Annotated in this window: 11 protein-coding genes; 4 read left to right on the top strand and 7 right to left on the bottom strand. The window is 73.3% G+C overall.

The features are described from left to right. Positions 1 to 197: 197 nt before the first annotated feature. From BJY16_RS18335 to BJY16_RS18320, 4 genes are all read right to left on the bottom strand, one after another. Positions 198 to 1,190, bottom strand: a complete 993-nt coding sequence (locus BJY16_RS18335; RefSeq protein ID WP_185040626.1) for a nitronate monooxygenase — start codon at positions 1,188 to 1,190, stop codon at positions 198 to 200. A gap of 222 nt (positions 1,191 to 1,412) precedes the next feature. Further along, positions 1,413 to 2,054: an RDD family protein gene (locus BJY16_RS18330; protein WP_185040625.1), complete on the bottom strand. Its 642-nt coding sequence runs from the start codon at positions 2,052 to 2,054 to the stop codon at positions 1,413 to 1,415. Between the two features lie 16 nt (positions 2,055 to 2,070). Beyond that, positions 2,071 to 2,481 (bottom strand): DUF2752 domain-containing protein, encoded by a 411-nt coding sequence (locus tag BJY16_RS18325; protein WP_239177540.1) that lies wholly within the window; start codon positions 2,479 to 2,481, stop codon positions 2,071 to 2,073. An 81-nt stretch (positions 2,482 to 2,562) separates the two neighbouring features. Beyond that, the gene (locus BJY16_RS18320; RefSeq protein WP_185040623.1) at positions 2,563 to 7,752 is read right to left on the bottom strand and encodes a diguanylate cyclase; all 5,190 of its coding nucleotides are present in this window, start codon (positions 7,750 to 7,752) and stop codon (positions 2,563 to 2,565) included. A gap of 194 nt (positions 7,753 to 7,946) precedes the next feature. Here BJY16_RS18320 and BJY16_RS18315 point away from each other — a divergent pair, with 194 nt between their 5' ends. Continuing rightward, entirely contained in the window at positions 7,947 to 8,720 is a 774-nt protein-coding gene (locus tag BJY16_RS18315; protein ID WP_185040622.1) for a M15 family metallopeptidase, read from the top strand. On the opposite strand, the gene BJY16_RS18310 is transcribed toward BJY16_RS18315, so the two are convergent. Beyond that, positions 8,721 to 9,323 carry a DUF998 domain-containing protein gene (locus tag BJY16_RS18310; RefSeq protein ID WP_185040621.1) on the bottom strand — a complete coding sequence of 201 codons (603 nt, stop codon included), beginning with the start codon at positions 9,321 to 9,323 and terminating at the stop codon, positions 8,721 to 8,723. It lies immediately after the preceding gene. An 11-nt stretch (positions 9,324 to 9,334) separates the two neighbouring features. Continuing rightward, on the bottom strand, positions 9,335 to 9,652 hold the full coding sequence (locus BJY16_RS18305) for a TrmB family transcriptional regulator (protein ID WP_185040620.1): 318 nt from the start codon (positions 9,650 to 9,652) through the stop codon (positions 9,335 to 9,337). Positions 9,653 to 9,725: 73 nt separating this feature from the next. Here BJY16_RS18305 and BJY16_RS18300 point away from each other — a divergent pair, with 73 nt between their 5' ends. After that, the gene (locus tag BJY16_RS18300; RefSeq protein WP_185040619.1) at positions 9,726 to 10,478 is read left to right on the top strand and encodes an MBL fold metallo-hydrolase; all 753 of its coding nucleotides are present in this window, start codon (positions 9,726 to 9,728) and stop codon (positions 10,476 to 10,478) included. A 26-nt stretch (positions 10,479 to 10,504) separates the two neighbouring features. Here BJY16_RS18300 and BJY16_RS18295 read toward each other — a convergent pair whose 3' ends face one another. Next, positions 10,505 to 11,542, bottom strand: a complete 1,038-nt coding sequence (locus BJY16_RS18295; protein ID WP_185040618.1) for a hypothetical protein — start codon at positions 11,540 to 11,542, stop codon at positions 10,505 to 10,507. Positions 11,543 to 11,723: 181 nt separating this feature from the next. Between BJY16_RS18295 and BJY16_RS18290 the strand changes: the two genes are divergently transcribed. Together BJY16_RS18290 and BJY16_RS18285 are read left to right on the top strand one after the other, a co-directional pair. Then, a complete protein-coding gene (locus BJY16_RS18290; RefSeq protein WP_307835782.1) occupies positions 11,724 to 12,131 on the top strand; it encodes a Rid family detoxifying hydrolase in 408 nt (135 codons plus the stop codon). A 42-nt stretch (positions 12,132 to 12,173) separates the two neighbouring features. Further along, entirely contained in the window at positions 12,174 to 13,055 is an 882-nt protein-coding gene (locus tag BJY16_RS18285) for a hypothetical protein (RefSeq protein ID WP_185040616.1), read from the top strand. Positions 13,056 to 13,226: the final 171 nt, after the last annotated feature.

The following is a 13,226-nucleotide window of genomic DNA, read 5'->3' as shown; positions in this document are numbered from 1 at the left end:
TCTGAATCGCCGCGAGGATCTCCCGCGACGCGGAAGTGACCGCCGCCGGATGGTTCTTCACCCGGTCGGCTCATCAACCCGAAACAGAATCTACACCCGGGCGACACGCAGATATCGCACCTCGCGAAGAACAATTTGTTAAGTATTAACTATCGTTAATGTATGTCATTGTGAACCGCGCCGGAGCAACAAATCAGTCAGGCCCGCAGCCGATCGAGCAGGGCGGCGACCGGGGCGGGGTGGACCGAGGCGTGACCGGTGCCGGCCCAGAGGTTCAGGGCCTCCGGGTCACTCAGGCGGGCGGCCGCCGCGCGGATCGGGGCGGTGAGGTGGTGGACGGCGGGGTAGCCGAGCGGGGCGATCGGCGAGTACGCCGCGACGAAGCGGTTCCGCAGCGCACGCGCCGGCTGGCCGGTGAAGGCCCGGGTCACCACGGTCTCCGGGTAGTCGCCGGAGAGCATCGCGGCACGCTGCGCCGGCCGGGTCCCGGCCTCGTCGGCGAGCAGGAACGCGGTGCCGCACTGGACCGCCGCGGCGCCCGCCGCCAGCAGGCCGGGCACGTCTCCCCCGCCGGCCGCGACCACCGGCAGGCCGGTGACCGAGCGGACCTCGGCCAGCACCTCCCGCGCGGTGCGGTCACCCCGGTAGGTCGCCGGGCGGAACGTCGACGAGTGACCGCCCGCGTCGCCGCCCTGGGCGATCAGGCCGTCCGGATCGGCGGCCAGGGCCTGCCGGGCCTCGTCCGCTGTCGTCACGGTGATCAGCACCGCGGAGCCGGCCGCCCGCAACGCCCGGACCGCGTCCGCCGGCGGCACGCCGAAGGTGAAGCTGACCACCGGCACCCGGTGCTCGACGGCGATCTCCAGCTTGGCGGCGAAGTGGTCGTCGTCGGTCAGCCGCACCGGCGGGAGCTCCACCCCGTAGCGCTCGGCCTCGGGACGCAGCGCCGCCCGGTAGCGCTCGATGGCCTGCGGCGCCGCAGGCGGGGGTGACGGGACGAACAGGTTCAAACCGTACCGAAAATTGCTGCCTCGCACCGCGCGGACCTCGGCCTCGACCGCCTCCGGGGTCTTGTATCCGGCGGCCAGGAAGCCGAGCGCGCCGGCTCGGGCGGCGGCGACGACCAGCTCCGGGGTGGACGGACCGCCGGCCATCGGCGCGACCACGACCGGCCGCAACAAGTCGCGCATCCGGTCAACCTACCGCCGCGAGGCCGGCAAGCGCGGGGAACGGAAAGCCGCGAGGCCGCGAAGCGCGAGAACGGGAAAGCCCGAAACCGGGAAGCGTGGGAACAGGGAAGCCGCGAGGCCGGGAAGCGCGGGAACGGGAAGCGCGGGAACGGGAAGCGCGGGAACGGGAAAGCCCCGCCGGCGCGGACGCCGGCGGGGCTCGAGATCAACCGCGGAGTGGGATCAGCGGATGACGACGGTGCTGCAGATCTTGTCGGACAGGGTCTGCCGCTTCTCGTCCCACAGCGGCCACAGGAAGCCGATGTAGCAGATGATGGCGTCGACGATGTGCGCGAGGTCACGCAGGAACGCCTTGCCGGCACCGATGGTCTGACCGGTGTTCTGGTCCACCAGCTTCTGGCCGAGCGCCTTCTTGCCCCAGCTCTGGCCGGTGGTGCCGGCCAGGTACCACCGGTTGTAACCGGAAACGGCGATGCCGAGCAGGAGGAAGATGTAGTACGCGGCGTTGACGGTCGGGAAGCCGTACTCGTCGGTGCCCCGGCCGATGGTCACGGCCAGGATGCTGAACGGGACGGTGACCAGGCCGTCGATGATGTAGGAACCGACCCGCTGGATCCAGTTCGCGTAGCTGACCGGCACGCCGGCGCCGTAGCCGGGCGCGCCGTAGCCCGGGGCGGGCGCGCCGTAGGCCGGCTGGCCGTAACCCGGGGCGGGCTGGCCGTACGGCTGCTGCGGCTGGCCGTACTGCGGCTGCTGCGGCTGGCCGTAAGGCTGCTGCGGCTGCCCGTACTGCGGCTGCTCACCCTGGCCGTAAGGCTGCTGCTGGCCCTGACCGTAGGGGTCGTTGGGGGGAGGGTATGACATGTCAGAAGTCCTTTTATCAGGCCCAGCTCACGCCGAGCCGGTGCAGTTGGAAGAGCCAGCTCGCCGTCGCCAGCAGTCCGGCCGACCATCCCATCCGTCGCCGCCCGGCGGACGACCACGGCCTCGGTGGGGCCAGCACACCCGCGGCGCGGAACGCCACGAGCGGGCCGACGGCGACCGCAAGAGCCGCCAGACCGAAGATCACGGGGTTCGCGTGGAAGGCCGCCGCGACGTCGCCGCGCACGAGCGCGACGGCCGCGGTGGTCAAACCGCAGCCCGGGCACGGCACGCCGATCAGCGTCCGCAACGGGCAGGGCAGACCCAGCCCGCTGCTGGTCGTGACAGCAGGCCACACCGCGGCGGCTCCGGCCGCGAGCACGCCGAAGCCACCGATCCGCTCTGGCACGGAGAAGGTTCGCAACGGCACACCTCGTGATCAAGGAAGGCGCACAGATGATAAGGGTTCCCGTCTATGCCCCGCGACCCCCCTCACCTGCGCATCTTCGGTTCAGTCAGCCATCACCCGGTTGCGGCCCGCTTCCTTTGCCCGGTAAAGGGCGTGATCCGCGCGTGCCAGCAGGTCGTCCAGGGCGCCATCCCCGTCACCCAGTCGGGTCAGGCCGATGCTGATGGTGATAGGAAGCGGCCCGGCCTGAGTATTGACGGGCTCGCCGCCGACCGCCATCCGGACCCGCTCGGCCAGCGCGATCGCCTCGCCGTCGTGGTCCGGCAGCACGATCGCGAACTCCTCGCCACCGTACCGGCCGAGCACGTCGGAGACCCGCAGGACGGCCCGGATCCGCCGGGCCACGGTACGGATCACCTCGTCGCCGACGCCGTGCCCGTACGTGTCGTTCACGCTCTTGAACTTGTCGATGTCCAGCATCGCGGCGGCCAGCGGGCGGCCGTTGCGCGCCGCCGCCTGCACCAGCGCCCCGGCCACGGCGTAGAAGTGCCGGCGGTTGTGCTGCCCGGTCAGCTCGTCGGTGGTGGCCAGCTCCTGGACCCGGGTGAACAGGCGGGCGTTGTCGTACGCGGTCATCCCCTGCGAGGACAACGCCGCCGCCACCTGCCGGCTGGTGTCGTCCAGCGCGTCGCCGCCGAGCAGCGCCACCCCGGCCCGCCCGTCCCGGCCGTCCAGCGGCACGGCGAGCGCCACCGGCTGCGCGGCCAGCAGCCGCTCGCGCAGCGCGCCGGTGCCGGCCGGGTCCAGCAGAGCCGGCTCGGTCAGGCCGCCGAGCAGCGCGGTCTCCTCCGCGGTGAGCCGGGTGCCGGCCACCTCGGCCGGCTCCAGCACCTCGCCGTCCGGGCTGACCAGGCAGCCGGTGACGGCGCCGAGCGAGGTCTGCAGGGTGCCGCTGAGCCGGCGCAGCAGCCGGTCCGGTTCCAGGATGCCGGTCAGCTCGGCCAGGCTGGCCCGCAGCATCTCGGCGAGCGCCTGCTGCTGCTGGGCGGCCTGCACGGCCAGGTGCAGCTGGGCGGCCCGGGCGGTCTCCAGGGAGACCGCGACGTGGCTGCTGACCGCGGTGAGCACCTCGACGTCGTCGTCGGTGAAGATCCCCCGGGCGAGCCGGCTGTCCAGGTAGACCACGCCGATCAGGCGGCCCTTGAACTGCACCGGGGCGACCAGGATGCTGCGCAGCCCGTGCTGCACCGCGCTGCGCGAGCCGAGCGCGGCGCCCTGCTCGGTGCCGGTGACCACCACCGCCTCACCGGTCTCGGCCACCCGGCGGACCAGGGTGGTGCCGTACCCGGTGGTGTCGGTGAGCTCGCCCTCGGCGTCCCGGCCGGCGAACCGGACCGGCTCGCCCGCCTCGTCGAGCAGGAAGAACAGCGCCCGTTCGGCGCCCAGGATGCGCAGCGTCTCGTCGAGCGTGACCTGGGCCAGCTGCCGCGGGTCGAGCACCGTGGCGGCGGCCGTGCTGACCTGCTGCAGGGCTTCCAGGCGGCGGTTGCGGCCGGTGGTGCCGGTGCCGCCGCCGCGGCGGTCGGCGACGGTACGCCGATGCGTGCTCGCCCCCTCGTCCACGCCGAACTCGGTCCGGGTCTGCCGCCGGCGCGGCTCCCAGCCGTAGAACGCGGTCAGCATGAGGGCGGACCGGGCCTGCCGCTCGGACTCGTGGACCTGGCCCAGGGCACGCATCGCCCGGGCCCGGATCCGGTGCAGCTCGTAGAGGGCCAGCGGGGCGTCCAGCGCCCGGGCCCGCTTCTCCGCCTCGTCGGCCAGCTTGATGCTGCGCTCGTGCTCGCCGCTGATCTGGCTCAGCGAGGCCTGCAGCATGGTGTGGGCCAGCCGGGTCAGCGGCGTGCCGCCGGCCCGGCCGAGTTCCCGGATCGCCGCGACGGCGTCGGCCCGCCGGGCCGGCCGCTCCTCGTCGGTGGCGAAGCGCATCCGGATCAGCTTGGCGTGCGCGTGGAACACGAAGATCCACTTGTGCTGGGCCATCAGGTCGCCGCGGCGCAGCCCGAGGTCCCGGAACTCGGTCATCACCTCGTCGAACGGCTCGCCGATCTCGCCCTGTTCGAGCAGCGCGCAGGCGGCCGCGGTGAGGATGTTGGCCCGCTGCACCCGGGTGCCGGCGCCGGCCGGGTAGGCCTCCCGCATCTTCTGCAGGGCGGCCGCGGCCTCGCCGGTCCGGCCCTGGTAGGCCGGCACCATGACGCCCAGCATGCCGAGCGAGGTGCCCATCGCCTGCGCCGGGTCGGCCAGCGCGCGCAGGCCCCGCTCGTACTCCCGCTCGGCCTCGCCGGTGTAGCCGCGCAGCAGCAGCCGCAGCCCCTGCGAGGCGTGCCCGGGCAGGGTCTGCGCCGGCTCGTACCAGCGGGCGTTCTTGGTGATGGTCTTTTCCCAGGTGGAGCCGTCGTCGTAGCCGCCGAACAGCATCGCGCAGCCGTGGATCCACTCGACGTAGGCGACCAGCGCCGGGTCACCCAGCTCGGTGGCCACCCGGCTGGCGCGGCGCAGGCACCTGGTCCCGACGCTGTGCAGCCTGATCACCGAGGTGACGTAACCGATCAGCGCGTACACGTGGGCGTACTCGCGGCTGGGGCCGAGCCGGTTCACCGCCCACAGCGCGCGCATCGCCAGCACGATGCCCTCGCGCAGGCGGAGACCGACCACGGCGGCGTAGCCTCCGGCGTCCAGCGCCGCGGTCAGCACCGCGAGCGCCTCCCGCCGCTGGCCGGCGGCCGTGCCGAAGCCGAGCCGGGTACGCCGGACGACGCCACCGGCGAACGCGTACGCCAGCGTCGAGAGGATCAGCAGCAGCCCGTTGGCGGGCAGCGGCCGGCCCAGCTCGGCCAGCGCCTGCCGGGTCGCCTCGAGCGCCTGGGTGTCGTCCCAGACGGTGTGGTGCAGCTCGATCCGGGTGGTGTAGAGCCGGGCGCGCTGCACCCGGTCGGTCTCGGCGGCCAGCGCCTGGTCGAGGACCGCGTCCGCCTGGGCGACCCGGCCCGCCTTCAGGTAGGCCTGGGCGAGCGCGTGCAGCAGCGGGGTGCCGGGCGCCGGGTCGCCGTCGACCGCGTCGGTGAGATAGCCGATCGCGTCGACCGGCGCCTGGTCGGCCAGCGCCTGCAGCCCGGCGACGGCCACGCTGCGGCGCCGGTCGGCCTCCGGGGCGGCGTCACCGGCCCGCTGGTAGTGCCGGGCGACGGTGTACGCGTGCCCCTCGTCCCGCAGCTCCGGGGGCAGCCGGTCGAGGACGGCGGCCAGCGCGGCGTGACAGTGGCTGAGCCGGTCGGCGGGGAGCCGCTCCAGCAGGTTGTCGCGGAGCTGGGGGTGGACGAAGGCGTACCAGCCGCCCGGACGGACCTCGAGGACGTGCCGTTCCAGACCGGTTCGCAGCGCCTCCAGGGTGTCCTCGGTGTCGCCGTCCGGCAGCCCCTCCGGGCGGAACCGCACGCCGGCCACCGCGGCGGTGGTGAGCCGGTCGAGGACCGGTTCGGGCAGGCCGGCCAGGCGGGCGGCGAGCAGGTCGCGGACCCCGGCCGTGGACGGCAGCGCGTCGGCCCCGGCCGCGTCCAGCCGCCAGGTGCCCCAGAGCGGGCCGAGCAGGCCGGCGTCGAGCAGCCGCATCAGGTAGGTGACCACCGCGAGCGGGGTGCCGTCGGTGCGGACCGTGACGTGCCGGGCCAGCTCGGCCGGCACCTCGGCGCCGGGCAGCCGGGAGGCGACCACCTCGGCCACCACCGGCGGCGGCAGCGGGGTGCAGGTCAGCTCCAGGGTGCCGGGCACGCCCAGGTCCACGGCCGGCTCCTCGCCGGTGTCGGTGAACAGCACCAGCAGCGGCAGGTGCGGCAGGTCCGGGGCGAGCGCGGCGAGCAGCTGCCGGGTCGCCGCGTCCAGCAGGTGCGCGTCGTCGATCACCAGGATCATGCCGTCGGCGCGCCGGGCCAGGTCGCCGAGGAAGGCCGCGCCGGCCGTGAAGACGTGCTCGTCACCGCCGACGACCGGGCCGGCCGCGGTGAGCAGGCCGAGGTCACCGAACAGCTTGATCACCTGGGCGACGCCGGCCGTGGTGGCGGCCTCGATGATGTTCTTCTCGGCGACCTCGCGGGCCTCGGCGGGCAGCCGGTGGACCCGGCCCATCGAGCCCTGCACGGCCTCGCGCAGCACGGCGAGCGGGACCGCCTCGTCCGGGCGGCAGGTGCCCCACAGCACCGGGCAGCCGTCCGCGGCGGCCAGTCCGGCGGCGTGCTCGGCGAGCCGGGTCCGGCCGGAGCCGGGCGCGCCGTGGATCGCCACCACGCCGCCCAGGCCGGCCCGGGCGCGTTCCCAGCGGCGGGCCAGCCGGTCCGCCTCGGCGTCCCGGCCGCACATCGGCCAGCGACCGGCGGCCGGTTCCTCGGCGGCCGCGCCGCCCGGGCACCGGCGCAGCGCGCTGAGCAGGGCGGCCGGGTCCGGGTAGCGGTCGTCCGGGTCCTTGGCGAGCAGCCGCTGCACCACGGCGGCCAGCTCCGGGTCGACCTCCGGGCGTTTCTCCCGGACGTCCGGGACCGGGGCGGCCAGGTGCAGCCGGAGCAGCTCGCCGACGTCGTCGGCCTCGAACGGCAGCTGGCCGGTCAGGCACTCGTAGAGCACCACGCCGAGCGAGTACAGGTCGGAGCGGCCGTCGACCGGGCGGCGCAGCATCCCGGACTGCTCCGGCGAGGTGTAGAGGAAGGTGCCGACCGCCTGGTCCGCCTCCTCGGCGGTGATGTCCCGGCCGAGCTGGGCCAGCCCGAAGTCGATCAGCTTGGCCCGGCCGTCCTTGGCGATCATGATGTTGTCCGGCTTGATGTCCCGGTGCACCAGGCCGACCCGGTGCGCGGCGGCCAGCCCGCGGGCCAGCTGGGCGGCCAGCTCGACGGTCCGCTCCTGGCTCAGCACGCCTTGGACCAGCAGGTCGGAGAGGGCGCCGCCGGACAGGTGTTCGAGCACCAGGCCGGGCACCCCGTCGACTTCGCCGACCGCGTGCACGCCGACCACGCCCGGGTCGTCGATGCAGGCCAGCAGGGCGGCCTCACGCTGGAACGCGCTCTGGATCTCGGCGGGCTCGCCGGCGTCGGCGAGCGGGCGCTTCAGCGCGTACTCACGGCCGCCGCGCCGCACCTGGTGCACCATGGTGAACGCACCACGGCCGAGCTCGTCGACCACCTGGAGGCCGGTCAGCTCAGCGGCACGCGGGCCACTGGTGTGCACCTGGGGGATATCCGTCACCGAACGCACTCATTCCGTATCCGTCTGCACTCCTGCTGATCGACCGGATACTCGGGAATCTGAACGTTCCCGCCCGCTGCTGTCCCACCTTTTCCCGCAAGACCACATTCGGGTACGCGGTAAGCACCCCCCTTCCGAGTCGAACCGCGGTGTTCGGCTGCGCGACCGGCACTCGCCGCCGGACCCTGGTCGTCGTGCTGAAACACCTGCTCGCGGGCCTCCTGCTGCTGCCCTCCCCGGCTCTCGCCCCGGCCCCGGTCACGCTGCCGCCCGGGCACATCGTGCGTCCCGGCGACACCCTCTCCGCGATCGCCGGCCACTACGGTCTGGACGTCGCCGACCTGCGCCGCTGGAACGGCCTGGCCCCGGACGAGGTGCTGCGCCCGGACGGCGCGCTCCGCCTCTCCGCGCCCTACCAGGCTCGGCCCGCCTGGCGCACCCGGGCCGAGCCGGTCACCGCCACCGAGGCGAACGGCGACCCGCGCAAGCAGTGCCCGGTCCCGCCCGCCGAGCTACGCCGCGTCTGGGTGAAGTACCTGGACTTCGACGGCGTGGTCCGCGACGGCAACCTGATCGTGCACCGCTCGATCGTCCCGGCCACCCAGCGGGCGTTCGCGCTCCTGTACGCCTGGCGCTTCCCGGTCATGGCGATGGCCCCGGCACCGGACTTCCCCGACCGCACCGTGCTGACCAGCGGCTACGAGTGCCGCACCGTGGCCGGCACGACGAAGTGGTCGCAGCACGCCTACGGCCTGGCCATCGACGTCAACCCGCGGCAGAACCCGATGATCCGCGGTGACTACCTGGACCCGCCGCACAGCGAGCCGTGGATCCCCCGGGCCCCCTACCGCACCGGCATGATCCACGACAACGGCGCCGAGCTGGCCTTCACCACCAACGGCTTCGCCTGGGGCGGCCGCTGGCACTCCCTGAAGGACTACATGCACTTCAGCCCGAACAACCTCTAGTCAGCGGACCGCGAGGACCAGGGCGACCAGGAAGAACCACAGGTTGGTGCTGATCAGGAACAAGCGCTCGGCGAGGCCGAAGAAGCGGCGCAGGGCCGGCACCACCATCGTCACCACGACACCGGCCAGGCCGGCCGCGGCGAGCCACCTCAGGGCGAGCAGCACGGAGGCGGTGGAGGTGGCGGTGAGGTCGCTCAGGTGCGGGGTCAGGTCGGCCACCGACAGGTAGACGAAGGTGAACGACGCGATCGCCAGCAGCAGGTGGATCCGGCCGGTCACGGTGACCGGCTGTCCCGGGACGTCGGTCGGGAAGAACGCCATGGCCAGCCGGGTCACCGGGATCAGCAGCAGGATCACGTAGTCGGCGGTGCGGAACGGGTCGCGGCCGAAGCCGGCGGCCAGCGCCCCGGTCAGGGCCAGGATGCCCAGGCTGTTCGCGACGATCGCGACCCGGAACTGGGTGGCGGTCCGGCCGACGCCGTAGTCGCTGACCGCGTTGCGGACCGGGCTGTAGCCGGTGCCTCGCAGGTGCAGGGCCACGAAGATGGCCAGGTAGACGAGGAGCAGAACGACGGCGGCACCGGCCAGCAGACTCACAGACACGGTTGTCGATCTTAGGTGGACCGTTCCACCTCGGCGGCCGCCGCCCGGGCGCCGGCGATCGAGGCGGCGTGGGCGCCGGCCATCCGGTCCAGGAGCAGCTTCGGGTCGACCGCGGCGAACCGGGTCGGCGGGCCGGGGATCTGCTCGGCGGCGCCGCGGGCGACCAGGCGGCGCAGGGTCTCGTACACCTTGGGCTGCGGGACGCCGGTCAGCTTGGCGACGGCGTACCCGGTCTGCGCGCCGGCGCCGAGCAGCCCGGCGTAACAGCGTGCCTCGTACGGAGAGAATCCCAGCTCGCGCAGGTGCCCCACCAGGCGCTGGACCGGCATGTCAGCACTATAGGCAGAGGTAAATGCCGAAGCATAGCTGCGCGTTGCCGGTCGACTGCGCTAAGCAGGAGGCATGACCGCTTATCGGATCAACCGTCGTCTCTTCGTCGCCAGCGGGGCCGGGGTGCTCGGTCTTGCCGTCTACAACACGATCACCGGCTGTTCCTCCTCGTCGACGCCCTCGGACGCGGCGCCGACCGGGAACGCGCCGGCCACCGCCGCGAGCGCCGCGGAAAGCGCCGCCGCCACCGGCTGGAAACGCATCACCCTCGGATTCGTCTCGGCCTATGTGCTGGTCCGCGGCAAGGAGGCGGCGGTGGTCGACACCGGCACGCCCGGCTCCGGCGAGTCGATCCACACCGGGCTGCAGGCGGCCGGCACCGACTGGGGTTCGGTGAAGCACGTGCTGATCACGCACTACCACCAGGATCACGCGGGCGGCGTGGACGACCTGGTACCCAAGGTCAAGGGCACGTTCTACGCCGGCGCGGGGGACGCCGGGAACATCGTCTCGGACGCCGACATCAAGCCGCTCAACGAGGGCGACGACGTCTTCGGACTGCGGATCGTCAACACGCCGGGCCACACCGCCGGGCACATCTCGATCCTGGACACCTCGACCGGGACGCTGATCGCCGGTGACGCGCTGCGTACCCAGAATGGTCTGCAAGGGTCCGATCCGCAGTTCACCGCGGACGAGGCGGCCGCGGTCGCGTCGGTCAAGAAACTGGCCGGCCTCGACATCAAGGCGATCCTGCCGGGTCACGGCGAGCCGCTCACCTCCGGCGCGAAGGAGGCCCTGCAGAAATTGGCGGCGTCACTCTGACGCCGCCGTCCGCTCGCGGTCCGCGGCTATTTCTGATTCTTGAGTTTCCGTACGGCGGCGCGCGTGATCGCCTCGAGTTCGTGCTGGTCCGGCTCCTCCAGATTGGCCAGCAGAACGGTCAGCGCGACGCCCCGGACGGCGACCGCGATCATCTTGCCGTGCACGGTGACCCGGGGGCTGGTCATCACGACCTCGAAGCGGATGCCCGCCGCCTTGCTGCCGAGCCGCGGCACCGTGAGCGGATGGGTGGCCATGTGCAGCGCGTCCGGCGAGCCGGGCTTGCCCTCGTCGTAGGCGGGGCAGCGGCGCGGCGTGTCGGCGACCTGGGCGACGATGTCGCGGGCGGCCCGGTCACCGGCCGGGTTGAGCGCCTCGATCAGGATCGGACCGGTCTCACCCTTCATGAAGGCGGTCCGCACGGTGTCGCTGACCGGCTTCGGGCCGCCGGTCGGCGACGCGGCGACCCGCAGGCTGGGCTGGACCGGCAGGCCCGGCCCGGTCGGCTCACCGGGCGCGACCGGCCGATCCGGAGCCACCGGCTGCGCGATCCCGGGTCCGGCGGGCGTGCCCGGCTTCCCCGCGGGCGTGCCCGGCTTGGCGGCGGGCGTGCCCGGCTTGTCCGCGGGCGGCTCGGCCGCCTTGTCGCACGCCCCGATCGTGGAGCCGGTGTCGGCGAAGGCCTTCAACGCGTCCGGCATCGGCGCGTACCCGTGCGGCAGGTCGGTCTGCACCAGCAGCGCGGCCTTGAGCCGAGCCGGGTCCGGCTTGCCGTCCGCCGCGGCCGCCGGCAGCGGTGACGCCCCGGGCAGCAGCGTCGCGCCGGCCAGCTCGGCGGGCAGCGCCGCGCTGGTGATCAGTGCCGGCGCCGCGGCGTCCGCCATCAGCTGAGCGATCGCGACGTTCCAGCCGGCCGCGGGCGCGGTGCCGGTCCGGCTGCCGGGCGCCACCGTCCCGGCGCTCGCCGGTCGCGCAGCCCCCGCCGCCAGGCCCAGTCCCGCGGAGAGGGCGATCGCCAGTGGGAGCCCGAACGCAGCTTTGACCGTTTTATGCCTGATAATCTGCATTTTCTCAGCCTAGCCACGCTGACCAGGGCAAACGCTACCTTCGCCGCAATCCCCGAAAGAGCCGCGAGCCTCGCGGGACGGTCACGGACGGGGCGGAGAGCGTACCGGGAAAGGGGTTTTCCGGGATCTTCGGAAGCCGCCGCCCGCCCGCCTCCACTGTCGGCTAGCTGAAAGCTTGTCGATGCTGGATGCGCCACACTCTGCGGGCATGGGAAGAGTCGCCGTGTCGAGTGAGCGCGCACCACGGGCGCTCGGACCGTACAGCCAAGCAATCGTCGCCAATGGATTCGTCTTCTGTTCCGGGATGCCCGGAATCGACCCGGCGACCGGCAAACCGGTGTCCGGCATCGAGGCGCAGACCGAGCAGGCCCTGCGCAACCTCGCGGCCGTCCTGGAAGCGGCCGATTCCGCGCTGGACCAGCTGGTCAAACTGACCATCTTCTACGCACACGTCGAGGACTTCCCGGTGATCAACGAGGTGCTGGGGCGGCACATGCCGGACCCGCCGCCGGCCCGCTCCGCCCCGGCGAACGTCGCCCTCCCGCACGGCCTGCTGATCTCGATCGAGGCGATCGCCGCCACGCGATAGCGTGATTGACTCGTGACTAATCGCGCTGGTAGGCACGGAAGGGTGACCTTCCTGTGGTCGTACACCGATGCCCTGGCCGCCGGCGACGAGGGCTGGTGGCGGGTGGCGACCCGGCACACCGCCGACCTGCTGGAGGCGGACCACTGGTGGCTCGACCCGCCCGGCCTGGTTCCGGTGCAGCACCTGCTGGTCGAGACCACCGCCCTGCTGTCCTACGCCCTGGCCCGCAGCCAGGACGGCGACCCGGACACGGTCACCGGCGCGCAGTTGGCCGCCTGGGCTGCCGCCCGCCCCCTGCCGATGCTGGACGAGACGGTGCCGGACTCACTCGAAGGCTCCATCTCCCTGATGCAGTGGAGCAAGATCTTCGAACAGCAGCAGCTGCGCCAGCAGAACGACCTGGCCCGCCTCCTGGAAGCGGCCGGCCACCGCCTCGCCCCCAGGCCGCTGCCGCTCCCGACCACCTACCCACCCCCACCCTCGTCTCCCCCGCCACCTTCCGCCGGGCCGCCCTCTGCTCCGCCCTTTCCCGGCTCCGGCAGCGGCTCCGCCGATCCGGCCACCCACCCGCCGTGCCACGACCCCGGCAGCCTGCCACCGACCGGCGACCGCCCGCCGTTCCACGACCCCGGCAGACTGCCACCGACCGGCGATCCCGCCAACCACCCGCCGTTCCACGACCCCGGCAGGCTGCCACCGACCGGCGACCGCGCCAACCACCCGCCGTTCCACGACCCCGGCAGATTGCCACCGGCCGGCGATCCCGCCGCCCGTCCGGCCGTCCGCGATCCGGTCGCGGCCCTCTGGGAAGACCTGGTCGACCGCAAGAACCCGGGCCGCCGCTACGGGCCCGACTCCCGCCTTCCCGGCCCGGCCCTCGCGCTCGGCCTCGGCGCCGTGGTTCAGCACTTCGACCGGGCCTGACCTCGCTTTCCCACGGCCAACCCCACTTTCGGTACGCCCAGCGGCCCCGCCGCCGCCAAGTCCCGAGTGCCCGTCCACCCCTGCCTCCAGCTCCACGCGAGGCCAGCCGGGTTATCCACATCAGCGCGTTGTCCACAGCCACGACGCCGAAGATCCGGCCTGCGCGCCACA

This window comes from Actinoplanes octamycinicus (assembly GCF_014205225.1).
Classification (GTDB): Bacteria; Actinomycetota; Actinomycetes; order Mycobacteriales; family Micromonosporaceae; genus Actinoplanes; species Actinoplanes octamycinicus.
This window is presented reverse-complemented; position numbering and strand designations above follow the sequence as displayed.